The following is a 25,564-nucleotide window of genomic DNA, read 5'->3' as shown; positions in this document are numbered from 1 at the left end:
CGTAAATATTCCTGTTTTGCAGAGGACTATACAAAAACAATAAGCTTGAGTAAAATCATCAGCGGAATCACTTCTGTGGCGCAAAGGTACGAAAATAAATGTAGATTTTTAAGGGAATATTTTTTACTAACTGTGTGAAAAGTCCTTATCATGGTGAATACCAGAAGGGCCGTAATACTCACATTAGCAATCCAGTACACAAACTGAGGGGTACTTGCCCACCAACCCAGGTAAAGGAGCAGAACAAACGGCAAAAAGATCCCCATCCCCAGCAAAGTGCGCAAAAACTCCCGATACTGTGACAAGACCATTTCCCCAACCCCAAAGATAAATCCCAGCAGCCGCAGAAAGAGGTACTTCAACAGCACAAAGAGAAAAATAATCAATGAGTACAGTAGTATTTTAGAGATCAGGTCTGCCTGGGTAGCGGTAAACAGCTGGTTCAGTAACGCCAAATCCTCTAAGTTGGTGTGGATTGCCACAATCAGCAGCGAAAAAGACAAGGAGAATGCCAGCACAAACAGGATACTGGACCAGTTACCTATGGGCTTAGACAGAAGCCCTTCCTCAAGCGTAGACAACTTGATAAAGCTGCTCCATCTGAAGATACTGACAAAGTCTGTGTAGAACGTAATCCTGAGGGCACCATAGATCAGCCCTACTACCACCATAAAGAAGATCAAGGCGCTGCGGTGCATACTTGGCTGTCTCACCAGTGGCTTATAGGCAGTGTCTGACTTGATGTTCAACGTTGCCAAAGGCTCCTGAGGAACCCTAAAAGAGGCATAGTCTGGCTGCTGGTCTGGGTGCCAGACAGATAATAGATATTTCTTCCCAGGCTTTAAATAAGAAGAAAGATCCAAGGTATACCTAGCTGTGGAATCGGCTGTGAAGACCAGTCGGTTATCCAGGAAGATGCACAGCTCTTTACGGGCGGCAAATTCAATCTTAGGATTGGTGTACTGATCAAGACTCACCCATTGGTAAAGAGCCTGCCGCTCATCATGAAAATCTGCCAGATACGGCACCAGCTTATTCTGCTGAGCCCTGAAGATCATCCAGTCTGAAGACAGCAAGGGTTTCAGGAACTCAGACTGCCCAAAAGCAATTCCGCTCCATAACCAGAAAGCAATTACAGTAACCCAAAAACGCATGCATTAACCACTGGTAGTGGACTTAGAGGAATACTGCCCCAGCACCGCACTTAATACTACGGAAAAGCCCAGAAGACACAGCAACAGGTTTAAATTACCCCAATGTGAAAAGTTGAACACAAATACAATCACCAGCACGTTCAATAATGCCAGAATGAGCACCGTAGCCACCTGGCTGAAACCCATGGCTAGGATGCGGTGGTGGATGTGGTTCTTATCTGGGGAGAATGGAGACACCCCTTTCAGGACTCTGATCAGAGAAACCCTGATGGTGTCAAACAAAGGCACAAACAGCACCCCTAAGGCCACGGCCGGAGAAGAAGGAACGTAGCGCATCTCTATGAACTGGATAGCCATGATGGAAACCACAAAGCCACAGAGCAAAGACCCCGTATCGCCCATAAAGATCCTAGCCTTATAGAAGTTATACCGCAAGAAGCCCAATAATCCCCCAATAAGGCAAACCGCCACCCCCGCATAATTGGAATAAGCATCTATATGGGCGTACCAGAAGAAGAAGCCAAAAGTAGCTACCACTATGGTCACAATAGTTCCGGCCAAACCGTCTAATCCGTCAATCAGGTTGATGGCGTTGGTGATTCCCACAATAGTAAAGAAAGTAAAGCCATAACTCAACCCATCTGGCAGCTCATGGATATTGAAAATCCCCTGGAAACTGGTGATTCTGATATCGGCAATGAACATGACCACGCCCGTGGCCAAGACCTGCATGAAAAACTTCTTGAACGCCGAAATAGAGACTAAATCATCCTTAAGGCCGCCAAAGAATAGGATAATACAGCCCGCCAGCACCTGTTGCACTCCGTTAGAAAGATCCCCAAAAATGGTCAAGGCAGACATGAAACCGGCAAATACCCCTAACCCGCCTAATCTTGGGGTAAGCGAGACGTGCACCGTCCGTTTATTGGGCTGGTCCAGAATGTTCTTCAGGTGTGCCACATACACAATAGAAGGGATGGCAAACAGCGCAATGAAGAAAGACCAACTAAAGGAGAGTAGGTATGTAAAAAATTTCATGCCATATCTTGGGTTTGACGTAGTTTAATTGAGGGCAGCAAAATATTCTATGAATGCAGCACCCCTTCTTTTTCCAGAATGGAAATATGAATTATGTTTTCCTCCACAATACTCCCGGGCACAAACAAAAAGCGTTTGTCATAGATAGTCTTGCCAATGTAGTAGCTCACCCAAAACTCATTTGTGATCTGGAACAAAGCCGGATCAATGGGCTCTACCTGCAACGCGCTCTTAGGAGCCACCTGGTCAAACATGTGCCGGAGCACCGATGTCTTCACCTCCTGCCCCTGCTGCTCTCCGTACCCTTTGGAGGCAATCAGGACATTGTCTAAATAGAAGTCATTGTTATTGATAAAATACACATTCCATTCTTCTTGCCCCAAGGTGTTCAATTCACGCGCAATAGCAACGGACACCCCCGCCACGGTATGGAAATCAATGTCTTTCTTCATATTGTTGCAGCAACAGCTTTGCCTCAAATAATTTTTCAAAATGCCGGAGAAGCTTCTCTTCCACTTCCTCTATGGGAACGGCATGCCCAAGTTCCTTCTCCAGAGAAGTCACGGCTTTGTCTGAGATACCGCAGGGCACAATGTTCCCAAAGTAGCTCAGGTCTGTATTCACGTTAAGCGCCAAACCGTGCATGGTCACCCAACGGCTGCATTTCACACCCATGGCGCAGATCTTCCTGGGGTTACGCTGCTCCTCAAAATCAAGCCAGACCCCAGTCAGTCCGGCTATTCTGCCAGCCTGAAGTCCGTATTCAGATAAGGTCTGAATGACTGCCTCTTCCAGAAGACGCAGGTACAGGTGTATGTCTGTGAAGAAATTCTCCAGATCCAGGATTGGGTACGCCACCAGTTGCCCGGGACCGTGATACGTAATATCCCCGCCTCGGTTTATCTTGTAAAAGGAAGCATGTCTTTCTTCCAATTGCTGCTCATTCAACAACAGATGCTCCTCATGCCCGCTTTTTCCCAAGGTATACACGTGCGGATGCTGGCAGAGAAGCAAGTAATTAGGAGTTTGCAGATGCTCCGCTTCTTCCAAGGAACGGTTCTGCGTTTTTACTCCTACAATCTGCTTCAGGAGCTGCTCCTGGTAATCCCATGCCTGCTGATAATCCACCAGCCCCATCCTCTCATACACAACTTCCTTATTTTGCTTCATGGTCTTGCAGCCTGCACTGTCTATCAATAATACTCCTCCTGTGCAGAAACCAAGCATCTTAGCAGTTCCGTACAGAAAGGCACCTGTTGTACCAAAATGGTCTTACCACAGGAAATTTATGCAAATTACTCATTAAACCAGCACCTACCAAAAATGGCGCACAATACTCATCTGGGGCAAATGGGCGAGCACGCCGCCGAGGCTTATTTACAGGCGCAGGGGTATCTGGTGCTGGAGAAAAACTTCCGGTACAAACGGGCAGAGGTAGACTTGATTGCCGCCAAAGAGAAGCTTCTGGTGCTGGTGGAGGTAAAAACCCGAAGCAGCCACCAATACGGTTACCCAGAGGAGGCGGTCTCAGAAAGAAAGGAGAATTTGCTTCGGCTGGCCGCCGATTATTATATAGAGCTGCACCAGTGGCAACACGACGTAAGGTTTGACGTGATCTCTATCCTCTGGCGCCATGGTCAACCCGAGATCCTGCACATTGAGGACGCTTTTCATTAATCCGCAACTTTCTACTCATGGAAGGTTTGCGTTTAGCGGCTTAAAATTCAAAAAAAGGCCAAAACTGAGACCTATCCTTTTTTAACGCCGAAGCCGTTTAGGGGCTGTTTTTGGAAAAACGGCCCCTAAACGGCTTCGGCGTTCCCTCAAGCCGGGAACGTCCTTTAACGCAAAGAATCAGTTGTCCTTCTTTTCGAATACCAGTGCCCCGTGCCGGTCATACTGTTTCACGAGCACAGGCTCTATGGGTTTGTCAAACGCCGATTCAGCGTATTTGAACTCAAACTGCCGGCGGCCCCTGAAGTCAAAGAAATTGATCCAGGTGCCTACTTTGTGGCCTTTGTCATAGGAGCCTTGCCACTCTAGCTGCCCATTCTCATAAAATTTGTAATAGTCGCCCTGCACCTGCCCGTATTGATAGGGTATCACTTCTTTGATCTTGGTCTTGGCGGCATCATAGTACGTGATTACGGCATCGCGCAGGAAGCCTTTCTCATAGTGCACTTTTTGGGTGAGGGTACTGTCTGGCCTGAAGGTTTCCCAACGCAGATGCTTGGCCCCTACGTAGAAGAAGCCCTGCTCAATAATGACATCGCCACGTTTTTTGGTGTACGGCCCGTGCAGAATAAGCATTTGGGTTTTGGAAGGGTCTAACGTAGCCGACCGGAAGATTTTGCGTTTCTTCACGTCAAAGAAATGCTTATCCCGCACGTAAGGGTTAGGCTCCTTGTACTCGCGCAGGTAATAGAAGGTCTCCACAATCTCGTTGTCGCCCCTTCCTTGGCGCGTGAACCCTTTCTTCACTCTATACCCGAAGTAGGTCTTTTTCTTTTTCGGCTCCTTTTTCTTCCCTTTCTTGTCTTCCAGCACGCTGTCTGGGTTAGCATTTGCCAGAGACGGCTTAGCCAGAGAGTCATTCAAGATGGCGGTGTCTATAGGGTTTACCACCAAGGAGGTCTTGGATTTCTGCCAGAAGAACAGCTTTTTCTTCTCTTTCCCTATGATTTGGGCCTGCGCCTGGGGGCCAGTCACCCAACAGAGGCAAACCAAACTGAACATCATTACTTTCGTCCACATTCTCATATTACCCATAGCAGACTTCATTCTGAATTTTGTTTATAACGCCGCTGGCTTTAGATTCCTTGTACAGCCCCACTACGGAAGTAACCGTGCCCCATGTTGCTGCATGCTAAGAACAAATCACGGCAAATAAAATTCAGTTCTTCCTGTTTAGCGCCTAATTTTCTGAAAAAGCGCGCAAAACAGCAAAAGCCAAGCCCGTGCAAACAGGCCTGGCGGCAATAAACCTAAATAAAAATGGACTCTTAATGGGTGCCGGAGCTAGCCAAGGCCGCAGGTTCTGCCATTTCGCGCACCAAACCGGTGATGCCTCTTTTGGCTAAATCCTGCCGGGCTTGCTCAGCGGTGGCCTTAGACACAAAGCGGCCGGCCAAAATGCGGTGCACCCTACGCCCGTTAATGGTTTCCTCCACCAGGGCAATAGGCATTTTCTCATACATGCTCCGCAGTTTCTCTACCTGTGCCTCCGCATTGCTTAGGCTCCCGAAGGAACCCGCCTGTACCACAAATGCTTTTTGCTGCAGGGCCGCGGGTACGGCCGGGGCAGGAGCCACCACGGCGGCATTCTCGGTCACCACTGGCTTCACTAGCGGAGTTTCTACGGGAGTGCCAGTTGCCTGTTCATTGGCCAGGGCCAAGGCTTCTTTTTCCTCCTCGGCGGCGGCTTTCTCCGCTTTGGCTCTGCTGGCCAGGAAGGCTTCTGGCAACTCAATCACTTCTACCACTACTTCGGCAAGGCCGTTTCTGCGGTACTTGATCTTACGGGCCGCAGCTTCTGACAGGTCAATGATACGCGCACCTCTGAAAGGACCGCGGTCATTGATTCTCACTACCACGCTCTGGCCGGTAGCAACGTTGGTTACTCTTACTTTACTGCCTAAGGGAAGTTGATTATGGGCAGCTGTTAATTTATGACGATTGTAAATTTCGCCGCTGCTAGTAGGGCGACCATGGTATTTAACGCCATACCAAGAGGCTAAACCGCTTTGCTTGTCGCCTACATCTTGCCCTGTGGCAATTGGCGCGAAGCTGAAGAAAGAAATGATAAGAACGGTAAGCGCATAGCAAATTTTCTGTATCCCCATTTTAGGTTTTGTTGGTGGAACATAAATTTAGAGCTGGCAAAATTAGGAGTTTTTTTCCGCCCTCCAAGACATAGACCTTTCTGAAGCTTCTTTCCAGACCTTATTCACTTACAATAATTAAATAATAATATGAAAAAGTTATATTTATCAAAACGTGTATATAATTAATTTCATAAACCTTGGTATACCAGTTTATGCGTTTTTGCAATCTATTTTTTCTGCGTTTAAACACGCTATAGCTGGAATTTATTGGAGGAATTGGATTAAAATTACTTATTTAGAGTAGAGACAAGACCTAGGAAAAGTAAAAAGCCGAAAATAAAAACGACTTTTTCTGAAAAAAATTAGTTGAACCCTTAAATTTTTAGGCGATTGCGTATCAGTTTAGCACGTATATAGCCAAAACTTAATGTTCAAGAACAATGGACTTCGGACGCTTGCCAGACATTCGCCAAGTAGACTTCACGCTACCGCCAGACCATAGTATTACGCACCAGGTTCTGGCCCGTGCACAGCGGCCTACCCGCCCTAACCTTTACCTGGGTTGCCCCACCTGGACGAACAAACCCTGGATAGGCACCTATTACCCGGCCGGGGCGCAGGACGCGCAGTTGCTGTATTGGTACGCAAGGCAATTCAACACCCTGGAGATGAATACCACCCATTACCGCATCCCAGACGCCACGGCTATCAGCCGGTGGCGGCAAGCCGTTCCGCCGGGGTTTGTCTTCTGCCCTAAACTTCCCCAGATCATCAGCCATGACCAACTGTTGCAGAACGTGGGCGAACCTACCAAGCTGTTCTGTGACGCAATCCTGGGTTTAGGCGACAGCCTGGGGATGGCTTTCCTGCAGCTGCCGCCGTTCTTCGGGCCCGACGATTGGCCGGTGCTGGAGCAGTTCCTGAAACACTTCCCCGAAGAAGTGCCGCTGGCGGTGGAGTTCCGGCACGAAAACTGGTTCAAGGACTCCAAAGTAGCGCAGAAGGCCTTTGAGACACTGGAGGAGCGGCAAATCACCACCATCATCACCGATGTGGCTGGCCGCCGAGATGTGTTGCACATGCGCCTCACTTCTGCTACCGCCATGATTCGGTTCAACGGCCATGGCCTGGTGCCGTCAGATTACACCCGCCTGGAAGCCTGGGCCGACCGGCTGCACCAGTGGCTGGAGCAGGGGCTACAAACGGTTTACTTCTTCATGCACCAGAAAGATATTATGCACGCGCCACCTGCGCTGGTGTACCTGATGGAGCAACTGGAAAAACGGACTGGCCTATCGCTGCAAAGACCTCAGAAAGTACAGCAGTACGTGCAGGGCCAGCTTTTCTGAGTCAGGCAGACCTTTATGTTCTGAAATTCTATTCTACCCGAGGTTTGGCATGCAACCACTCACCGGTAACTTGCATCTATAGACATACCTAACCTTTTATACCTCTGCTCAACTGTAAGATGCTCCTCAAAACCCTTCTCCAGAAAAGCTGTCTGGCGGCAGCTCTCCTTTCGCCATACTTCCTGTTTGCTCAAAGCAATGTACCCTTTCTGTATGCCCCGCATGACAGTGTGACGCTGGTCATGAAAGAGGCCAGTTACAAATACACCTTCAATGTGAGCGAGGCGGGCAAAGAAAAGCTGTTGCGCATCAACCCCAAGTCAAGGGCAAACAAGATGTGGGTGCTAACGGGCAGAGACAGCCTGGCAGTGCAGTACCGGAACAACCCCCGGGAGAGATTCATGCTCACCAACGGCAAAGACACCGCGCAATTGGTATTCTCTTACTTCACGCCACCAGCCCATGAAGAACTGAACAAACAAGGCAGCGCCGCCTACGCGCAGAAAAACTACCAAGAGGCCATTTCCCTATACCAGAAAGCCATCGTGGCCACGCCCAAGGGCCCGCATGTGCGTTCCACGTACTATAACATAGCCTGCTGCTATGCATTGATGGGCCAGAAAATGCCCGCCCTCAAAGCCTTAGAGCAAGCCGTAGACGCCGGGTACAAGAACGTGGCGCACCTGAAGAAAGACACCGACCTGGACCCGCTTCGGCAGGAGAAAACGTATTTGCAGTTGGTGAACCGGCTGGAAAAACAAAACGCCCAATTGGGCGACCCTCTCAAGGCCCAACTGGTCACCACCGATGTCCATCGTTTCTGGAAAGCCTATGACCTGGCCGCCAAAAACCCGGCGCGCCAGCAGGAGATTTTTGAGAAGGAGTACTTCAACAAAGCGTCGGTGGGCTTGCAGGATTACTTCGCCAGCAAGATTGTCTCCACAGAACTGTTTCTCAACAACCTGAACAACAAGACGGCATTTTTCCCCGCTATTCGCCAGAACACGCTGCAAATAGACAACATGAAAGCCGATATCTATAAAAGCTTTCAGAAGATGAAAGACTTGTACCCGGCCGCTACTTTCCCCAACGTGTACTTCGTGGTGGGGCGCTACAGCTCGGCGGGCACTGCCTCAGACAACGGCCTGTTAATTGGCATTGACCAGTACTCGCGCTCCCCAGAAGTGCCCCTGCAGGAACTCAACCTCTGGGAGCGCAACAACTACGGCTATGTGAAAGATGTGCCGCCGCTCATTGCCCATGAGTTAATCCACTTCATCCAGACCAACCGGAATGACACCACGCTGCTCTCCAACGCCTTGGCCGAAGGCATGGCCGATTTCATTGGCGAACTCATCTCCGGCGTAAACACGAACAAACGCCTCCATGACTTTGCCAACCCACGTGAGAAACAGGTATGGGAAGCGTTTCAGAAAGAGATGTACCTCAACCGCGCCTACAACTGGATTGCCAACAGCAATCAGGAGCGCCCCGACCATCCCGCCGACCTGGGCTACTACATGGGCTACAAAATCTGCGAGGCTTACTACCAAAAAGCCGCCAACAAGAAACAGGCCGTGAAAGACATCCTGGAAATGAAAGACGCCTGCGCCTTCTTCGAGCAGAGCGGCTACGCCGATAAGTTCACGAAAATATAGCCTGCTGCCAATACAAGTTCAAAGGCTCTGTTTAAAGCCTATTTTTCTTAAATCGGGCTCAAAACAGAAACCATCCCTTAGCCCTCACAGGTTTTGAAAACCTGTGAGGGCTTGCTGTAGGTGAGGACTTCTACTTACAATAGTTTGTTGAACAGACTCTCGCAATGAGATCATTTGAACAGGCGTTTTAAGGCTGATTTCTGAAAAACGGCCCCTAAACGCAAAATACATGCAGCTAAGACTGAAACTCAATTGCAAACGTAGTGATGCCATCAGCATGCGTTTGCAGGGAGAAAGGGAACCCGTGGTGCAGCAGAATCTCGCGCACCATGGTGAGCCCGATGCCCTGTCCGTTGGCCTTGGTACTGAAGAATGGGGAAAACAGCTTTTCCTGCACCTCGGGGGAAATGGGCTTGCCGTTGTCCTGAATCAATAATTGCGGCGGATTAGCCACTGTTTTCACGTTCACCCAGCCGCCTGCCTCCGTCGCTTCCAGCGCATTTTTCACCACATTGATGAGCACTTGTTCCATCTGCTGCACATCCAGCCCCACGGACTCAATCTGCTCGGCCAATTCCCATTCCCAAGTCACTTGCTTCCGCTCAAAGGAAGGTAACATGAGTCGGTGGATACTGTGCAGCAACTGGTGCAGGTCAGTGGCGTGTTTCACGGGCGGCGGGATTCGGACCACATTGGCAAAATTGGCCATGAAACCAGCCAGGTTCTGGTTGCGCGTAATGCAGACTTGCAGCGCCTCGTCAAAGTCTGGGCGGGTATCTTCGTTCAGCTGCGGCGAGAAGTAGGAGAAGGAGTGGAGGATGGAGTTGACCGCACCAATGGAGTTGTTGATTTCATGCGACATCATCCTAATCAGTTTCTCGTAGGCGTTGCGCTCTTTCTCCAGCAGCTCCTGCGTGAGTTCCTCCACCAGAATGAAGTAACGATGGTAGCCTCGGTCCAGAAACCTGATTTTGCGGCAGCGGTACGTCTGAATACCGTTCGGCCGTATCACGCGCTGCTCGTCTTTGGGCAGTTTGCTCAGGGAGTCGCCCCAGTGCTGCGGCAGTTCGGTCATCGGCTTGCCAATTACGTCTTTCCCCGAGGTCTGCAGCAGCCCCGCCGCCGCCGGGTTCAGGCCCGCCACGCGGTCATGCGTATCCAGCAGGATAATGCCCGAGGGCGAGGCTTCAATGAGCCGCTCCAGCAGGAAATGTTTTTCGGTTTGCACCACCCGTTCCTGCCGCAGCTCGTCCATCATCTGGTTGTACACGCTTATGAGCTGGTCCACCTCTTTCTGGCCAGTTTTCAGGAACTTGATGGAAAAATCGCGGTCTTTGATAGACTCCACGCCGGCAGCAATCAGGTTCAAGGGACGTACAAACGCCGTATACAGCCGAACCGTGAGTACCAGACTCACCAGAATCAGCGCCTCGGCGGCCACAAACATCCACTTGTTGTAGGTGAGCAGTTGCCAGGCCAGCACGCCCATGGCCGCGTACAGCAGCGCCGCGGTGAAGATAAACCTATTCTTGAGCGTCATACGGAATGTTGAACTTCTCAAGCCTTCGGTACAGCGAACCCCGGCTCACGCCCAGCGCCTTGGCCACTTTGCTCACGTTGTTGTGGTAATAAGCCATCGATTTTTTTATCATGCTGGCTTCCAGTTCGTCCAGGGTCATGGCTCCTACGGATGGCAGCAGTTTCTCATCCAGTTTCCGGGAACCACCCTGCAGTTGGCTCTGGAAATCCTCCACGTCCAGCAGGCTCTTGCCGCTCACCAGCACCGTGCGCTCCACCAGGTTCTTCAGCTCCCGTATGTTGCCCGGCAAGGGCAGCTCGCGCAGCCATTTCAGGGCTTTTTGGCTTACCTGCAACTCCTGTTTATGGTACGTTTTCTTGAGGTTGTTCACAAAATGCTGCACCAGCAACGGAATGTCCTGATTCCGCTCCCGCAGCGCCGGCAGCTTCACCGTAATCAGGTTGATGCGGTAGTACAGGTCCTCCCGAAACTTCCCTTCAGAAACCATCTCTTGCAGGTTTCTATTGGTGGCGCAAACTACCCGTATGTCCAGGTTTTTGGAACGGCTGTCGCCGAGGACCTCATAGGTGCGATCTTGCAGCACGCGCAGCAGTTTCACCTGGCTGTTGAGGTCCAGTTCGCCAATCTCGTCCAGGAAGATGGTGCCTTTGTTCGCCATCTCAAACCGGCCCACGCGGTCTGTCTTGGCATCGGTGAACGCGCCGCGGCGGTGCCCGAACATCTCGCTCTCAAACAAGCTCGCTGAGATGCCGCCCAGGTTCACCTTCACAAACGGAGCCTTCCGCCGATGGCTGTTCTTGTGGAGCGCCTCGGCGATGAGTTCCTTACCCGTGCCGCTGTCGCCCTCAATGAGCACCGAGGCATCTGTGGCACTGATTTGCCCGATGCTGCGCAGCACCTGCAACAGCCCGGGGTCTTCGCCCACAATCATGGAGAAATCGTACTGCTCGTCCAGCGGCTTGCGGCTGAGTTTCCCGGCAGGGATTTCGGCGAGGGGCTGGGCCAGCTTTAGCGCAGTTTTCACGCTTTGCAGCAGGTGCTCGTTGTTCCAGGGCTTGGTAATGAAATCGGCGGCGCCGCCTTTAAGGCCCTCCACGGCCAGGTTAATGGAACCCCAGCCGGTAATCAGAATCACCGGCACTGATGGATAGCGTTGCTTCAGTTGCACCAGCAGGTTCAGCCCGTCTTCGCCGGTGGTTTCTATGGAGAAGTTCATGTCCAGCAGCACCAGCTGAGGCGTCTGCCGGGCAGCCAGTTGCAAGGCTTCCTCGGGCCCTTCGGCCTGGGCCGTGGCATAGCCGGCTTGTTTGAGCAACAAACTCAGGGAAGCCCGCACGGCTACGTCATCGTCAATAATGAGAATCATGGGCGTGAAAAGCAGATAGGTGAAGGTAACGTTTTTAAGCCGTTTTAAGAAAAAGAGCCGCTAAACGGCATGGGTTCAGACACTCGTAGGAGCTGCGCACACTACGAGGTCAAAGGGAGTTCAGAGTCAATAGTTCTGAGTTTGATAATAGAAAAAGCTGGCGCGAGTCTCCAGACTCGTGCCTTGGGATAACGGGTAGTCTCTGACTACCCTCGCTGCCCCGCAGCGACCGGGCGCATTGCTGAGCTACTTTCCCTCTGTTGCCCAGAGATAAATCCAATAGAGAAACTGCATGTAGCACCAGCTCTCGGCTCCCGGCGAGTCTGGAGACTCGCATCATCCGTCGGCACGAGTCCAGAGACTCGCGCCTGGGTTTTATTTAAACCTCATAAGTTTTGCGTTTAGGGGCTGTTTTTCTGAAAACAGCCCCTAAACGCAGAAGCCAGCTTACTCTTCATGCAACGCCACGGCCGGATGGATTTTCGCGGCTTGCCAGCTGGGGTACACGGCACAGACAATGGCCAGCAGAAAGATGAGCAGCGCGGCGGCGCCTATGCCTTGCCAGTAAATCTCGGCGGAAAGCTGGAACACGTGCAGCAGCGGGAACTGCGCCGCCAGCAACAGGCCTAGCAGCAGCCCGAAAGTGGCCATCACCAGCACTTCGCCCACAAACTGGTTCCGGATTTGTCTGGTAGTAGCACCCAGCGCCCGGCGCAGGCCAATCTCTGAGTAGCGGCGGTTGATGTTGTACCACAGTACGCCAAATAAGCCCAGCGCCACGTTGAAAATCAGGAAGCCGCAGACCACGCCCATGGCCACCATGGGCACCCAGGTCAATTTTGATTTGCTTTGGCGCATTTTCTCCAGCGTGGTTACTTCTATGGTCCAGTCTTTGGCAATACGCGACAGGTCTTTCACCATTTTCTCCTCAAAAACTACACCGGTGCCTGGTTTTACCTTGATGAGCAGGCTCGCATACAGCTGATCGGGTTTGGCCTTCTCCAGGTTGATGCGCCGGAAAAGCGCGGGTTCCTCTTCGGCAAACTCGCTGTCGGCGCGGTAATGGGGCATCACGCCCACCACGGTATAACTGGTAGAGTCATCCACCTTGATTTGTTTGCCCAGCGCTTCTTCCTCGCCAAACAGCCGGTCTTTCAACACCTGGTTGATGACCACGGAGGCATGGAGCGCAGCGGCATCCTGCGGCCCGAACCACCGGCCCTGATCCACCGATAACTGGAAGACGTCTTTGTAGGCATCCTGCACCTCGTAATTATTGGTTTGCACCGATTCTTTGTTTCCGTAGGAAACCCCCATGCTCCAGCTGCTGAACGAAAAGGGCACGTTGTTGTGGGCCAGCGAGGCGGCCTCCACCTCAGGGAAAGATTTGAGGCGCTGCATCATCTGCTCCTGTATGGCTTTGGACTGCCCCATGGAGTCTGCGTTGGACCTAAAGGAGAGCTGCCACACGTTCTGGTAGTTAATGCCCAGCGGTTTCTTATAGTTATGGTAGTTGTAGAGCACAAAGCTGATGACCGCGAACAGCACCATGAATGAGAAGAACATTTCAGTGATGAGCAGGAAGTTGCTTTTCTTCCGATTCCAGATCAGTTTGAATAAATGGCGTATCATTTGGAGCCTCCTCTCAGTGCCTCAACGGCGTGTAAACGTGACATTTTAAAAGCGGGGTACACCCCGGAAATCAACCCGAACACCAGGCACAGGAGCAGTCCCCAGGCGAACACCCGCAGATTCAACCCCAGTTGCGCGTAGATGATAATGCCGCTGTCATTAATCAGCGCCAGCACCCCCGCCGAGAGGAGAAAGCCCAACAAGCCCCCTAGCAGCGTCAGGAAAACGTTCTCCACCACAAATTGCCCAATGATGGTATTGGACGAAGCCCCAAACGCCTTTCGCACGCCAATCTCAGAAGACCGTTCCATGATGCGGCTAATGTTGATGTTCACCAGGTTGATGGTGGGCAAAAGCATGAACAGAAAGGCCGCCAACGCTAACATAGTGTACAGGAAACCCACTTTGTCTTCTTTGCCGCTGCCTAAGAAGTTACGGGCGAAACTTTCCAGAATGGTATCTGGGTAGGAGTGCACCTGCTTCTTTTCTTTGGGGTTCAGACGGGTCACGTCCTGGATGATGCGGGCGTATTCTTCCTTTATCTTAGGAATGTCTGCCGCTTGCCGAGCTTTGATGGTGGCAAAAAAACTGCCCCGCAGGCCGGTGTCTTTAAATTCTTGGCTTTTGAGGGTGATGGGCACCCAGACATCAGCGTAAGATTGTATTCTCAGCACCGGCACGTCTTCCACCACGCCTATGACCCGGTATTTCACCTGATCCACCTCAATGGTCTGCCCCAGGGCCGGCCCCGTCCCGAAATAGTTCTTGCGCGTCGTCTGGTTGATCACGGCCACCCGGCTGGCGTTCTTCACTTCCTGCGCCCCAAAGGGATTTCCTTCCAGAAAGTGGAAGTCCAAGATCTCCCAGAACTGCTGGTCGGTGTGCTTGATGTCCAGCGCCAGCTTCTTGTTATGGATGTAGCTGTTCACCGGATTGAATACCGAGTGGACGGAGACTTTCTCAGGCGTTTGCATGCGCCGCACATACCGGTCCAGGAAGTAATAGCTGGGCGGGCCGCTGCTGCTGTATCCTTCCCCCTGTTCTTCGCGCAGATTGTTCACAAACAGCAACCGGTCTGTCTCCCGCTCCGGCATCTGCGGCCCGAATACGTGGTCAAAGAGCGAAGTCACCACCATCAAGACCATCAAAGTGAAACTGATCCCGAAGAGGCTGATGAAGGTGAAGAATTTCCGGCGCAGCAGGACCGCCCAAGCAATTTTCAGGTAATTCTTTAACATGGCCGTGGCGTTAGATCTGCGCTTCTACTAGTCTGGAATCGGCTACCTGCTGCCCGTCAAAGAAACGGACCAGGCGGTTGGTCTTGAGCGCCATGTTCTCGTCATGCGTTACCATCACAATGGTGGTGCCTTCTTCCTGGTTCAGGCGCAGCAGAATGTCCATGATCTCATCGCCCATCACACTGTCCAGGTTTCCGGTAGGCTCATCGGCCAGGATAATTTCCGGCTGACCGGCCAAGGCCCGGGCAATGGCCACCCGCTGCCGCTGCCCCCCGCTGAGCTGGCTGGGGAAGTGCTTGGTGCGGGCACTCAGGCCTACTTTCTCCAGGGCCGCCAGCGCCCGTTTGCGCCGCTCAATCGCGCTCACGTTCCGGTACAGCAGCGGCAGTTCTACATTATCCACCACGCTCAGGTCATGGATGAGATGATAGCTCTGGAACACAAACCCGATCTTTTCATTGCGTAGCCTGGCCAGCTGCTTGTCTGAGTGCGTTTTCACCGGCTGCCCGTCAATGATCACCTGGCCACTAGAAGGATCATCCAGCAAGCCCATGATGTTAAGCAGCGTAGATTTCCCGCAGCCCGAGGGACCCATGATGGACACAAACTCCCCGCGTTCCACGTGTAAATTCACGCGGTTGAGGGCTACCGTTTCAATGGTCTTGGTGCGGTAGACTTTTTCAATGTCTTGTAACTGTATCATAGTTAATATGCTGATGTGTGAATGTGCTGATTTATTCTTTCCGTTTAGCGCCTGTTTTTTCCAAAAAAAGCTTAAAACAAGTTTTAGCTGGGTACTTCTTCGTCCCCCTTTGAAGGGGGTAGGGGGATGATTTCGCATGCTGATCAATCATCCTGAGGTTCTTGTAGGGGCAATCCCTTGTGGTTGCCCTGGCTCTGTAGTAGAAGCTTTTCAGTTCTCCAGCCGCCTTTGTCATCCCCCTTCCCCTTTCAAAGGGGGACGAAATGCGTGCTTGTCGTTTTAGCCCTGTTTTCAGAAAAAGAGCCGCTAAACGCATTGCTCATTCTTCCGCCAGCAGTGGCACGCCGCGTTCAAAGTCATATAAGGTAAGCGCTCTGAGTTTGTAATAAGCTACCCAGAAATCCTGAAGGGCCGTAATATACGCCCGCCGGGCCTGGTCTTTTTCCTGTAAGGCGATGTTCAGGTCGGTGATGCTGATTCGGCCCACCAGAAACGTGGCTTTGGTGATGTCATAGCGTTCCTGGGCAATGGAATCTGCCGAGGCGGTGATGCGGAGGCGCTCCTTCAGCAGCTCTATCTGATTCACTTGGGTATAAACATTCTGCTCAAAGGCCGTCTGTTCCTGCTCCACGGTGTATTGGGTGAGTTGGAGGTTGGCCTCGGCTGTTTTCACGCTCGCTTTCTGCCGCCCCCAATCCACGATGGGCACGCTGAACCCCAGCGTTACCTGCTGCTGGTTCTCCGGTTGGGCATAGCTCTCAGAGAAGTTGTTGGCGCTCTTGGTCAGCCCGAAGGTGGCGTACAGATCGGCGTTGAAGCCGCCTTTGCCGCGGGCCTGGGCCACCTGCTGCTGGGCCTGCAGCACCCGCCGCTCAAACTGAAACCGCTCTTTCCGGTTGAGCCGGGCCTGCTCCAGGGCGAGTTGCTCTTCCACCTGCAGAGCCGGAACCGCTTCGGGTGCCTGTACCGCCACTTGCTCGCCCCGCATCAGGCCCACGTACGCCGAGAACTGCATGGCTACGGTTTTGAGCTCAGTGGAAGCCTGGGCCTGGGCCATCTGCGCGTTCATGAGGCTCAGTTTCAGTTGCAGCAGTTCGTTCCGGGACAATCGGCCTAGCCGATGTTTTTCCTCGGCCACCCTGAACAGCGCCTGGTTGTTTTCCACGTTTTTACTCGCAATCTCATAGTTAACCTGCTGGAGCAAGACCTCAAAGAAGCGCTGGGTGGCGGTGGTAGCAATATTCTCGCGGTCTTCTATGAACTGCCGCTCTGATTCCCGGAAGCGCAGCGGCTCCACTTTCTTCGCCCAGCCCAGGCTGTTGTACCCAAAAATAGGCTGCCGGAACCCGATGATGGCCGGGAAGGAATTGTAGCGCCGTACCCCTTGGTTGAAATCATCGAAGCGTTGGCTCTGCGAAGACACGAAGAACTGTCCGCCCGTAAGCCCCACCGCCTGACTCAAAGACAAAGACAAATCTGAGTTGCTGATGGAAACCGCCCTGAAGTCAGTGGTACCGTCTGGCTGAATGACCGGAATAATGCTTCTTGAGAAATCTGGCAGCGTACCAGACAAGGTCAGGTGCGGCCGATAATCTGCCTTGAACGTGCGGTACTGCCAATAACTGCCGGTTTTGTTGGTGGCGGCTTGCTTGGCGGCCGTGGAGGCGGAAAGCGCCAGCTCAATGGTTTCGGGCAAGGTGAAGCGGCGCGCCACTCCCCCGTTTTGGGCGTTTGGCTGGGCCTGCGTCACCGGCAATTTCAGAAGATAGAACAACACTATATATAATAGAGTATTTTTCATGATGCAGGGGACTTAATCGGCTGAGAGTTGCAGTTCTTTCAGGTGCACGTACTCCTTGGTGTTGGAGAGGATGATCTGCTCGCCCTTGGCGATGTCGCCTTGCAGTTCCACGTAGTCCAGGTTGCTGGCACCGGTTTTCAGGGTGCGGCGCACGGCTTTGTCGCCCTGGACCACAAACACCGCCTGTTCCGGGGAGCCGGTGAAGAAAGGCCCGTTTTTCACGCGCAGCACGTTGGGCCGGAAATCGGTGAGGACGAAGACTTCCACCCGCAGGTTGGAGCGCAGGGCTTGGTGGTTTTTCTCCTGCAGCCGCACGTAGAACGTGATAATGCCGTTCTCCACTTTGGGCTGCACGCTGGCAATCTCGCCGCGCAGATCTGTGTTGTTCACCCGCACGGTCACGGGGCCGCCTACTTTCAACTGCTCGGCGTACGTATCTGCAATGGTGGCTTTGATCTTGAAGCTGCTCAGATCGGCTATGCGGGCCAGCGGGTCGCCGGCGTTCACGGTGCCGCCTACTTCCTCGTTCACCCACGTTACCACGCCTTTGCGCACGGCTTTCACATCGGCTTGCTCCAGTTGGCGTTGCAGTTGGCCTATGTCGCGGCGCTGCATTTCCAGTTCATAGCCCACGCCTTTCATGCCTATGCGGGCGGCGGCCTGTTCGTCCTGAATTTGGCGTTGGAGCTGGGTTAGTTCCAGCGAGGCTACTTTCAGGTCCAGCTCGGCTTTCTTCACGTTTTCCTGAGTGCCGCCGCCAATGGAGAGCAGGTATTGTTCATCATTAAGGGCAGCTTGCAGGCTTTTCACCCGCACTTCCTGCACAGCATAGCGGGAGCGGAGCTGGTTGACGTTTTTCTGGAGGTCGTTCTGGAGTTCGGCGGTTTTGTTCTGCTTCAGTTGCTGCTCATCGCGGAGCTTGTCAAAGGCCGTCTGGGACGATTGTTTGTCCAGGAGCAGGAGCGGCTCGCCGGCCGCCACGTGATCACCGGGGGTATGCAGCACGCGCTCAATCTTAGCCTGAATGGGACTGGCGATGACTTCCTCGTTCTCGGGCACCACCACCCCGGAGGCAGTGAGCGAAGCCTCTACGGCACCCACTTCCACGGTGGCGAAGCGGAGCTCTGATCTGGCTACCCGCGTCTGCAGCACCGACCGGAACGCCAGCACTCCGATCAGCACCACCACGACCACGGCGCCTATCTGCCACCACCTCCTGCGTTTGGCTTTTTGTACTTGTGCTTGGGGTATTTCTCTATCCATGGTTGACACTGTTTTGACACCATCTGGTATCCAAGCGGCGTGCCAATACATAACCATCTGGTTATATACAACTTACACTAAAACCCCTTCTTCAAAAGTGTCCGGTTCTGGACAGCTATTCCGGTTATGGGCAGGTTTAGAGAAGAATTAATTTCGCTTTTGAGGTAAGTACGTTTAGGGGCTGTTTTTCCCAAAAAGGCTGTAAAACGTATTGATTGAATATAGGATGGACATAAAAAAACCGGTTGCGTTTAGAGGCTGTTTTTGGAAAAACAGCCCCTAAACGCAGCCGGTCACTTAACCGTTTAACCGTGCTTATTTCAACTTGAACACGTCGTCTTTCAAGTTCTTGTTGATTTCCACGCTGTTCACGGTAGAAGAAATGATCTGGCTGCCAATGTGCAGGTCTATCTGGTGCGGAAACTTGATGCCGTTCACCTCGCGGTAGTCTTTGATGTCTGTGGTTTGGTTGGCAGTACCTACGGCGGTTTGCTCAGTGGCCACCTCGCGTACTTTCAGACCGGTTTCCTTGTCAAAGTAGTGGTAAGACTTTTTACCGCTAGGCAGGGTCAGTTCCAGTTTGTAGGCTTCACGGCCTTCTACTTTCTCTATCTGGTTCAGGGCCAGTTTTACGCCCAGTTGGTCATAGTTCAGGAAGCTGAACATCCAGTTCTCCAGTTTCTGGTCCTGCAGTTCTGGTCCGGCCAGTTCTTTCACCTGCCCCTGGCTGTTGATGTTCCCTTTGGTGCCGTTAATGGTAATGCGGTTCACCTCATTCGCCCCAAAGCTGATGGTAGTCAAAGACTTCTCCACGCCTTTCTGCTGCTGCACCACCGCCAGTTGGGCACCGGGCACATTCATGGTACGCTTAATGGTAAGGTCTTTTACTTTCTCCAGATTGGCTTTGCCTCCCAAGGCATTCATATAAGCGGCTAACACCGTCTGCACGTTCACCCCGCTCGGCAGGGCCATGAGCGGAGCCTCTGCTTTCTCCCCGAAGGCATTGAAATAGGCAATAGGCTGGTTGCTGTTGAAACGCTTCAGTTTATCAGCGATCTCGCGGGCGTTCCCGATGGCCGTTAAATAGGCTTTCTCCGGCTGCAGGTACTTCTGGGCCACCCGTTGGATGTCTGCCGGCGTTACCGCGGCCACGTTTTTCAGGTAGTTGGCATAATAGTCCTGCGGCAGGTTGTACCGGGCAGTGTTGATGGCGAACATGGCCACCGTAAGCGGGTTTTCCAGCGAACGGGCGAAAGAACCAGTCATCATGCTCTGCACTTTCTTCAGTTCCTCAGCGGTCACCGGCTCTTTGCGCAGGCGGTCCATCTCATACATAATCTGCGTGAAGGCGCTGTCTGTCACGGTATTTCTTACGCTGGCAAACGCACTGACACGTCCCGACAGCTTGTCTGACACCAAAGAGGAATTAGAACCATAGGTATAGGCGTGCTTTTCGCGTAGATTGGCATCCAGGCGGGCAAAGGAACCACCCAGGATGTTGTTCATCAAGCTGGCGGCAATGGCGTCTGGGCTACCTGGTTTCAGGTCCACGGTGTACGTGACAGAGATGTTAGACTGCACTGAGTTGGGCCGGTCTACAATGGCTACTTGATTACCGCTTAATGAAGCCGGAGCCGCATAGGTGGCCTGCTTCACATCGGCTTTTTTCCAGTTCCCGAAGTACTGTTTCACCAGTTTCTTGGCGTCTTTGGCCGTGATATCGCCTACAATTGCCAGATAGCCAATGTTCGGTCTGAAATAGGTGCCGTAATACTGCTGCACATCTGCCAGGGCAATGTTTTCAATGGTCTTCTCCGTGATTACCTCGCCGTACGGGTGGCTTTTGCCGTACAGGAGCGTCTGTTGCAGGTTTCCTTCCATGGTAGCCGGGTCATCTTTGCCCGAAGCCAGGTTAGACACCATCTGCTTTTTGAACTTGTCTAGTTCCTCCTGCTTAAACTGCGGACGCAGTACCACATCAGAGGCCAGTTCCAGCAGCTTAGGGAAATGTTTCTTTAAGCCTGAGGCCGAAAAACCAGTGGCAGTTGTGCTCAGGGAAGCGCCAATAAAGTCAATCTGCTCGTCTAGCTGGTCTTTGGTACGCGTGGCGGTACCGGTACGCATGAGGTAGCCGGCAGCCCCGGTTAAACCGGCTTTCTCGCCCTCTAATACAGGCGCTCTATCCAGCACCAAACTCATGGACACCTTTGGCAGGTTGTGGTTTTCCACCACGTACACCTTTAGCCCGTTGGAGAGCGTGAAGAACTCATACTTGCCCAGTTCAATGACCGGAGCCGGGCCCGCAGGCGGCGGCGTCTGTTTGGTTTGCGCCATACTGCCCAAGGAGGCCGTCAGCGCCAGAAAGAAAATGGAAATATATTTTTTCATGGAATGCTGTGAATAAGAAAAAAACCAATGCTTATCTGTTCTGGGCTACCTTGGGTAGGTAGTGCAGCACCGCGCGGTTCTCTTTGGTTAAATACTTTTTGGCTACCCGCATCAGGTCCTCTTTGGTCACGGCCAGGATTTTGTCCAGCTCGGTATTGATGAGGTTGGTGTTGCCGTATAGGGCATGGTAGGAAGCCAGTTTCTCCGTGCGTCCTTCCAGCGTGGAGATACCGTTGATGTACTCGGTCTCCAGTTGGTTGCGCAGTTTCTGGAACTCCTGGTCTGAGATAGGCTCATTCTTCACGCGCTCAATCTCGGCATCCATGGCCCGCTCCAGGTCATGCACATCTACGCCCATGTTGGCTACCGCCAGATTGATGAACAACCCCGGGTCTTCCATGGCCATAGGGATAGAAGCTACCGTTACGGCTTTCTGCTGTTTGTCTACCAGGGCCTTGTTCAGGCGGGAGCTTTGTCCGCCGGCCAAGAGGGTGGTCAGCATGTTAATGGCATAGGAATCATCTGTCCCCTGTGCCGGCGTATGGAACGCCTGCACCACCGCGGGCAGCTGAATGTTGTCAAATACTACTTTACGGCCTTCCTCTATCTGCGCCGGTTCCTCTACAGACGGACGCGGAATGGTACCGGTTCCTTTAGGAATACGGCTGAAATACTGATCTACCCACGCCTTGGTTTGGTTGATGTCCAGGTCTCCGGCAATGGTGAGGGTGGCGTTGTTGGGCACGTAGAACGTTTTGTAGAACTGCATGAACTCTGGCAAAGACGCCCGGTCTATATACTGCGCAGAACCAATGGGCACCCAACGGTACGGGTGTACAGAGAAGGCCGTGGCGAAGGTATTTTCCAGCAGCGAGCCGTACGGCTGGTTGTCTATGCGCTGCTTTTTCTCTTCCTTCACTACCTGGCGCTGGGTTTCTACGCCCTGCTGGTCAATCTTGGCCGCCCGCATACGGTCGGCTTCCATCCAGAGGCCCAAGGCCAGTTGGTTAGACGGCAGAATCTGGTAATAATAGGTGCGGTCAAAGGAAGTATTGGCGTTTACGGCCCCGCCCGCGCTCTGAATCATGTTGATGTACTTGCCGCGCTCCACGTTTTCTGAGCCTTCAAACATTAAATGCTCAAAAAAATGCGCGAAGCCGGTGCGGTCTGCGTTCTCGTTCTTGGAACCCACATGGTACATCATGGTAACGGCCACGGTGGGGGTAGTCTTGTCTTGGTGCAGAATCACGTGCAGACCATTGGGCAGGTCGTACTCCGTGAACTCAATCTTGTTGCTTTGCGCGGCAGCGGTGAGGCTGGCACCCAGCAACAGGGTACTCAACAATTTTCGTTTCATTCAAAAAGCGTTAAAAAATAAAAAGGGTCGTTTGGTTAGTATGGCACGTTTTTAGCCCTGTGGCCGGAAAACGTCCTTAAATTTAAGTCTATTTTTCCTAAAACTGTTCCATTGCCGCTAGACTTTCAGTCTGTTAAGCTTTTTTTGGATCAGTTTAAACCTTCTCCGTAAAACCACCTCTAATTCATAAAACCACTAAAAGAAGCCCGTAGTATGAGAACCTTTCAAAAATTAGCGTCGCTCGCCTTCCTGTTTGTAGCCTTATTGGCCGGTTCTTCGGCCTTCGCGCAGCAGACCCAAACGCCGCAGAGCCGCGCCAGGCTCACCCCAGAAGAACGCGCGCTGGCGCAGCTGGAGCGGTACCAGAAACAGCTGGACCTCACGCCAGACCAGGCCACCAAAGTGAAAGCCATTGTGTTGGCCTCGGCCCAGGACATGGAGAAAATGCGCACCCAGAACGGCCGCGTAGACCGTGCCGCCATGCAAGCCGAAGCTCAGAAACGTGCCATGGAGATCAACGCGCTGTTAACCCCGGCCCAACAGGAGAAATTTGCCGCCATCATAGCACAGCAATTGGAGAGAGGACAGGGGCAAGGCCAAGGCCGCGGACAGAGAATGGGAGCTCCCCGCCGCCCCAACAGCCAGAACAACCAGTAAACTAGCTTTTAATACCATGGAAGCCGAGGCAAATGCCTCGGCTTTTTTTATGCCGGCCCCGGAACCTTGCGTTTAGGGGCCGTTTTTAGAAAAAGAGCCCCTAAACGCAAATTTGCGCCACTTGCCTTTCCATAGAGAACCAACTATCTTTCAAGCAGTTTCCACCCTCCTGACCCCGCCGCCATGAAATGGGTAAAAGCCCTGCTTGCCACGCTGCTCACTGTTCTACTGGTCTACGCCCTTAACCGCACCTACGGCATTGTTCCGGCCCTGGGACCTTTCCTAAGCCCTTATGAAGGGTTCTGGCGGAGCGGGTCAGACGATGATTTCAGTTCGCAGGAGCTTTCGCTGGCAGGATTGCGGGCTCCGGTTCAGGTGAGGTTTGATTCTCTGCGGGTGCCCCACGTCTTCGCGCAGAACAACCATGACCTGTATTTCGCCCAAGGGTACCTCACGGCCAAAGACCGTCTCTGGCAAATGGAGTTCATGACGCACGCCGCCGCCGGAAGGCTGTCTGAGATTATTGGCGACCGTGCCCTGGAAATGGACCGCTACCAACGCCGCATGGGCATGATGACCTCGGCGCGGAAGTCTCTGGCTAAAATGATGGCCGATCCGGAGAGCCAGGCCGTGCTGGAAGCCTATACCGCAGGCGTGAATGCGTACATCCGGCAGCTTCCAGCGGGGGAGTATCCGTTTGAGTACAAACTGCTGCACTACGCCCCTGAACCCTGGACTCCACTTAAGATAGCGCTGCTGCTCAAGATGCTGGCCTATGACATGACCGGGAGCTCAGATGACCTGCGCATGACCAACAACCTGCGCAAATACGGCGCCCAAGTAGTCAATGATCTTTTCCCCGATTACCCGTTCAGAGAGGAACCTATTGTTCCGGTGGGCACGCCCCTTGATTTTACGCCGTTGCCGGTGCCTCCCACTCCCCAGGAGTTCGTAGCCGGGCTGGCTTTCCATACCCTGGAGCGGCAGAAGCCCGAGAACCTGGGCAGCAATAACTGGGCAGTCTCGGGTTCCCGCACGGCCAACGGGTACCCGCTGCTGGCTTCAGATCCGCACCTGGGGCTCAGTTTACCGTCTATCTGGCACGTGGTACAGCTGCACGCTCCGGGCATCAATGCCTACGGAGTAATCATTCCGGGCGCGCCGGGCGTGGGCATTGGCTTCAACGAGCAGATTGCCTGGGGCATGACCAACGTAGGCGCCGATGTGCTGGACTGGTACGAAATCAGATTCAGAGACCAGAAGCGGCAGGAGTACTGGCACCACAACCAGTGGAAACCCGTGCGCCGCGAGGTGGAGGCAATCAAGGTGAAAGGCGGAAAAACCGTGCTGGACACGGTGCTGTACACGCATCACGGCCCGGTGGCCTACCTGCCGCATGAAAAAGCGTTCAAAAAGACCAGCACCCCCACCGGCCACGCCCTCCGCTGGACCGCCCATGACAACCAGAACGAACTCAAAGCCCTGTACCTGGTGAACCGGGCCTCCAACTACCAGCAGTTCAGGCAAGCCTTGACCACCTGGGCCGCGCCAGCCTTCAATTTCGTCTACGCCGATGCTCGGAATATTAGCATTGTGTCTAACGGGCTTTACCCGCTCAAATGGCCGGGCCAGGGCAAGTTCCTGCTGGACGGCACCAACCCCGCCCATGACTGGCACGGCTGGGTACCCATGGACCAGGTGCCCCAGGTATTCAACCCTGCCCGGGGCTTCGTGAGCTCCGCGAACCAGACTCCGGTGAGCCCTCAAGATTACCCGTATTACTTGGGCTCCAGCTTTGCCGGCTATGAGCGCAGTGCCCGCATCAATGAGCGGCTATCTGCTATGACCCAGGCCACGCCAGACAGTTTCAGGGTGTTGCAGACAGACAACTACAGCTATGTACCCAAAAACGTGCTGCCCACGCTGCTGCGGCTCATTGACCAGAACACGCTTTCAACAAACCAGAAGAAGGCTTACCAACTCCTGTCCACGTGGAACTACCAGTTTAACGCCCAAAGTGTAGCGCCCTCGGTCTTTGAAGAATGGTGGCAACAACTGGCCCGCGCCATCTGGGCCGATGATTTCCCGCCGGCTACGCTCAAAGCCCCTGCCCGCGACCGCCTGGTGCAGATGATCTTGCAGGAACCCAATGCCCGCTGGTATGATGACATGACCACTCCGCAGAAAGAGACGCTGGCCCTGCTGGCGAACACTACCTTCCGGCAGGTAGCCGACAGCCTGAGCACCGGCCAGCCCGAACAATGGCAGTGGGGCCACGCCAAGAATTCCAGTATCAACCACATGGCGCAGTTGCCGGGCTTCGGGCAGAAACTGTTTGCCGGGGGCAGTGCCAATTCCATCAATGCCCTCAGCGGCAGCCATGGCCCCTCGTGGCGCATGGTGGTGCAGATGGGGCCGCAGGTGCAGGCCTGGGGAGTGTACCCCGGCGGACAGAGCGGCAACCCCGGCAGCAAGTTCTATGACAACTTGTTGCATGACTGGCAGGCCGGGAAACTGCACCGCATGTTGTTTCTGAAATCGGTGCAGGACCAGCCTGCCGCCACTTCCGTTCACTGGACCTTAACCAAAGACTAGC

General features: G+C 53.2%; 20 protein-coding genes. 5 read left to right on the top strand and 15 right to left on the bottom strand.

From position 1 onward, the window contains the following. Positions 1 to 26: 26 nt before the first annotated feature. The 4 genes from EFA69_RS04125 to lipB are packed head-to-tail and all read right to left on the bottom strand — an operon-like array spanning position 27 to position 3,362. On the bottom strand, positions 27 to 1,154 hold the full coding sequence (locus EFA69_RS04125) for a DUF4271 domain-containing protein (protein ID WP_123131817.1): 1,128 nt from the start codon (positions 1,152 to 1,154) through the stop codon (positions 27 to 29). Positions 1,155 to 1,157: 3 nt separating this feature from the next. After that, a complete protein-coding gene (locus tag EFA69_RS04120) occupies positions 1,158 to 2,192 on the bottom strand; it encodes an MraY family glycosyltransferase (protein ID WP_245964488.1) in 1,035 nt (344 codons plus the stop codon). Positions 2,193 to 2,239: 47 nt separating this feature from the next. After that, positions 2,240 to 2,644 carry a hypothetical protein gene (locus EFA69_RS04115; RefSeq protein ID WP_123131816.1) on the bottom strand — a complete coding sequence of 135 codons (405 nt, stop codon included), beginning with the start codon at positions 2,642 to 2,644 and terminating at the stop codon, positions 2,240 to 2,242. Then, positions 2,628 to 3,362 carry a lipoyl(octanoyl) transferase LipB gene (gene lipB, locus EFA69_RS04110; protein WP_123131815.1) on the bottom strand — a complete coding sequence of 245 codons (735 nt, stop codon included), beginning with the start codon at positions 3,360 to 3,362 and terminating at the stop codon, positions 2,628 to 2,630. The genes EFA69_RS04115 and lipB overlap by 17 nt, the downstream gene beginning before the upstream one ends. Positions 3,363 to 3,515: 153 nt before the next feature. Between lipB and EFA69_RS04105 the strand changes: the two genes are divergently transcribed. Beyond that, the gene (locus tag EFA69_RS04105; RefSeq protein WP_123131814.1) at positions 3,516 to 3,869 is read left to right on the top strand and encodes a YraN family protein; all 354 of its coding nucleotides are present in this window, start codon (positions 3,516 to 3,518) and stop codon (positions 3,867 to 3,869) included. A gap of 177 nt (positions 3,870 to 4,046) precedes the next feature. Here the strand turns inward: EFA69_RS04105 and EFA69_RS04100 are convergent, their stop codons facing one another. Continuing rightward, the gene (locus tag EFA69_RS04100; protein WP_148041255.1) at positions 4,047 to 4,946 is read right to left on the bottom strand and encodes a toxin-antitoxin system YwqK family antitoxin; all 900 of its coding nucleotides are present in this window, start codon (positions 4,944 to 4,946) and stop codon (positions 4,047 to 4,049) included. 248 nt (positions 4,947 to 5,194) lie between these two features. Next, entirely contained in the window at positions 5,195 to 6,034 is an 840-nt protein-coding gene (locus tag EFA69_RS04095) for a septal ring lytic transglycosylase RlpA family protein (protein ID WP_123131812.1), read from the bottom strand. A 422-nt stretch (positions 6,035 to 6,456) separates the two neighbouring features. Here EFA69_RS04095 and EFA69_RS04090 point away from each other — a divergent pair, with 422 nt between their 5' ends. Together EFA69_RS04090 and EFA69_RS04085 are read left to right on the top strand one after the other, a co-directional pair. After that, positions 6,457 to 7,365 (top strand): DUF72 domain-containing protein, encoded by a 909-nt coding sequence (locus EFA69_RS04090; protein WP_123131811.1) that lies wholly within the window; start codon positions 6,457 to 6,459, stop codon positions 7,363 to 7,365. Between the two features lie 119 nt (positions 7,366 to 7,484). Beyond that, entirely contained in the window at positions 7,485 to 9,023 is a 1,539-nt protein-coding gene (locus EFA69_RS04085; protein ID WP_123131810.1) for a gliding motility protein GldB-related protein, read from the top strand. A 235-nt stretch (positions 9,024 to 9,258) separates the two neighbouring features. Here the strand turns inward: EFA69_RS04085 and EFA69_RS04080 are convergent, their stop codons facing one another. From EFA69_RS04080 to EFA69_RS04035, 9 genes are all read right to left on the bottom strand, one after another. Further along, the gene (locus EFA69_RS04080; protein ID WP_123131809.1) at positions 9,259 to 10,563 is read right to left on the bottom strand and encodes a sensor histidine kinase; all 1,305 of its coding nucleotides are present in this window, start codon (positions 10,561 to 10,563) and stop codon (positions 9,259 to 9,261) included. Continuing rightward, complete coding sequence (locus EFA69_RS04075; protein WP_123131808.1) at positions 10,547 to 11,929, bottom strand: sigma-54-dependent transcriptional regulator; 1,383 nt, start codon at positions 11,927 to 11,929, stop codon at positions 10,547 to 10,549. The genes EFA69_RS04080 and EFA69_RS04075 overlap by 17 nt, the downstream gene beginning before the upstream one ends. A gap of 447 nt (positions 11,930 to 12,376) precedes the next feature. Continuing rightward, positions 12,377 to 13,561, bottom strand: a complete 1,185-nt coding sequence (locus EFA69_RS04070; RefSeq protein ID WP_123131807.1) for an ABC transporter permease — start codon at positions 13,559 to 13,561, stop codon at positions 12,377 to 12,379. Further along, complete coding sequence (locus EFA69_RS04065; RefSeq protein WP_123131806.1) at positions 13,558 to 14,799, bottom strand: ABC transporter permease; 1,242 nt, start codon at positions 14,797 to 14,799, stop codon at positions 13,558 to 13,560. The genes EFA69_RS04070 and EFA69_RS04065 overlap by 4 nt, the downstream gene beginning before the upstream one ends. 10 nt (positions 14,800 to 14,809) lie before the next feature. Then, on the bottom strand, positions 14,810 to 15,502 hold the full coding sequence (locus EFA69_RS04060) for an ABC transporter ATP-binding protein (protein ID WP_123131805.1): 693 nt from the start codon (positions 15,500 to 15,502) through the stop codon (positions 14,810 to 14,812). 319 nt (positions 15,503 to 15,821) lie between these two features. Next, positions 15,822 to 17,303: a TolC family protein gene (locus EFA69_RS04050; RefSeq protein ID WP_123131803.1), complete on the bottom strand. Its 1,482-nt coding sequence runs from the start codon at positions 17,301 to 17,303 to the stop codon at positions 15,822 to 15,824. A gap of 12 nt (positions 17,304 to 17,315) precedes the next feature. Then, the gene (locus tag EFA69_RS04045) at positions 17,316 to 18,566 is read right to left on the bottom strand and encodes an efflux RND transporter periplasmic adaptor subunit (RefSeq protein ID WP_123131802.1); all 1,251 of its coding nucleotides are present in this window, start codon (positions 18,564 to 18,566) and stop codon (positions 17,316 to 17,318) included. A 315-nt stretch (positions 18,567 to 18,881) separates the two neighbouring features. Further along, positions 18,882 to 20,954 (bottom strand): insulinase family protein, encoded by a 2,073-nt coding sequence (locus EFA69_RS04040; protein ID WP_123131801.1) that lies wholly within the window; start codon positions 20,952 to 20,954, stop codon positions 18,882 to 18,884. A gap of 31 nt (positions 20,955 to 20,985) precedes the next feature. After that, positions 20,986 to 22,311, bottom strand: coding sequence for a M16 family metallopeptidase (locus EFA69_RS04035; protein WP_123131800.1), 1,326 nt, complete (start codon positions 22,309 to 22,311; stop codon positions 20,986 to 20,988). A 213-nt stretch (positions 22,312 to 22,524) separates the two neighbouring features. On the opposite strand from EFA69_RS04035, the gene EFA69_RS04030 reads away from it, so the two are divergent. Beyond that, positions 22,525 to 22,968 carry a hypothetical protein gene (locus EFA69_RS04030; protein WP_123131799.1) on the top strand — a complete coding sequence of 148 codons (444 nt, stop codon included), beginning with the start codon at positions 22,525 to 22,527 and terminating at the stop codon, positions 22,966 to 22,968. Positions 22,969 to 23,151: 183 nt separating this feature from the next. Then, positions 23,152 to 25,563 carry a penicillin acylase family protein gene (locus EFA69_RS04025; protein ID WP_123131798.1) on the top strand — a complete coding sequence of 804 codons (2,412 nt, stop codon included), beginning with the start codon at positions 23,152 to 23,154 and terminating at the stop codon, positions 25,561 to 25,563. Position 25,564 lies beyond the last annotated feature (1 nt).

The sequence above is a fragment of the Rufibacter immobilis genome (assembly GCF_003721565.1).
GTDB classification, from domain to species: Bacteria; Bacteroidota; Bacteroidia; order Cytophagales; family Hymenobacteraceae; genus Nibribacter; species Nibribacter immobilis.
The sequence above is the reverse complement of the archived record's forward strand: the minus strand, read 5'-3'. Positions and strand labels throughout refer to the sequence as shown.

Coding starts and splice junctions, on each gene's coding strand:
- EFA69_RS04050 (WP_123131803.1), bottom strand. CDS start 17,303: ATGAAAAATACTCTATTATATATAGTGTTGTTCTATCTTCTGAAATTG.
- EFA69_RS04100 (WP_148041255.1), bottom strand. CDS start 4,946: ATGTGGACGAAAGTAATGATGTTCAGTTTGGTTTGCCTCTGTTGGGTG.
- EFA69_RS04120 (WP_245964488.1), bottom strand. CDS start 2,192: ATGAAATTTTTTACATACCTACTCTCCTTTAGTTGGTCTTTCTTCATT.
- EFA69_RS04035 (WP_123131800.1), bottom strand. CDS start 22,311: ATGAAACGAAAATTGTTGAGTACCCTGTTGCTGGGTGCCAGCCTCACC.
- lipB (WP_123131815.1), bottom strand. CDS start 3,362: ATGAAGCAAAATAAGGAAGTTGTGTATGAGAGGATGGGGCTGGTGGAT.
- EFA69_RS04025 (WP_123131798.1), top strand. CDS start 23,152: ATGAAATGGGTAAAAGCCCTGCTTGCCACGCTGCTCACTGTTCTACTG.
- EFA69_RS04090 (WP_123131811.1), top strand. CDS start 6,457: ATGGACTTCGGACGCTTGCCAGACATTCGCCAAGTAGACTTCACGCTA.
- EFA69_RS04095 (WP_123131812.1), bottom strand. CDS start 6,034: ATGGGGATACAGAAAATTTGCTATGCGCTTACCGTTCTTATCATTTCT.
- EFA69_RS04045 (WP_123131802.1), bottom strand. CDS start 18,566: ATGGATAGAGAAATACCCCAAGCACAAGTACAAAAAGCCAAACGCAGG.
- EFA69_RS04075 (WP_123131808.1), bottom strand. CDS start 11,929: ATGATTCTCATTATTGACGATGACGTAGCCGTGCGGGCTTCCCTGAGT.
- EFA69_RS04070 (WP_123131807.1), bottom strand. CDS start 13,561: ATGATACGCCATTTATTCAAACTGATCTGGAATCGGAAGAAAAGCAAC.
- EFA69_RS04115 (WP_123131816.1), bottom strand. CDS start 2,644: ATGAAGAAAGACATTGATTTCCATACCGTGGCGGGGGTGTCCGTTGCT.
- EFA69_RS04060 (WP_123131805.1), bottom strand. CDS start 15,502: ATGATACAGTTACAAGACATTGAAAAAGTCTACCGCACCAAGACCATT.
- EFA69_RS04030 (WP_123131799.1), top strand. CDS start 22,525: ATGAGAACCTTTCAAAAATTAGCGTCGCTCGCCTTCCTGTTTGTAGCC.
- EFA69_RS04105 (WP_123131814.1), top strand. CDS start 3,516: ATGGCGCACAATACTCATCTGGGGCAAATGGGCGAGCACGCCGCCGAG.
- EFA69_RS04065 (WP_123131806.1), bottom strand. CDS start 14,799: ATGTTAAAGAATTACCTGAAAATTGCTTGGGCGGTCCTGCTGCGCCGG.
- EFA69_RS04085 (WP_123131810.1), top strand. CDS start 7,485: ATGCTCCTCAAAACCCTTCTCCAGAAAAGCTGTCTGGCGGCAGCTCTC.
- EFA69_RS04040 (WP_123131801.1), bottom strand. CDS start 20,954: ATGAAAAAATATATTTCCATTTTCTTTCTGGCGCTGACGGCCTCCTTG.
- EFA69_RS04080 (WP_123131809.1), bottom strand. CDS start 10,563: ATGACGCTCAAGAATAGGTTTATCTTCACCGCGGCGCTGCTGTACGCG.
- EFA69_RS04125 (WP_123131817.1), bottom strand. CDS start 1,154: ATGCGTTTTTGGGTTACTGTAATTGCTTTCTGGTTATGGAGCGGAATT.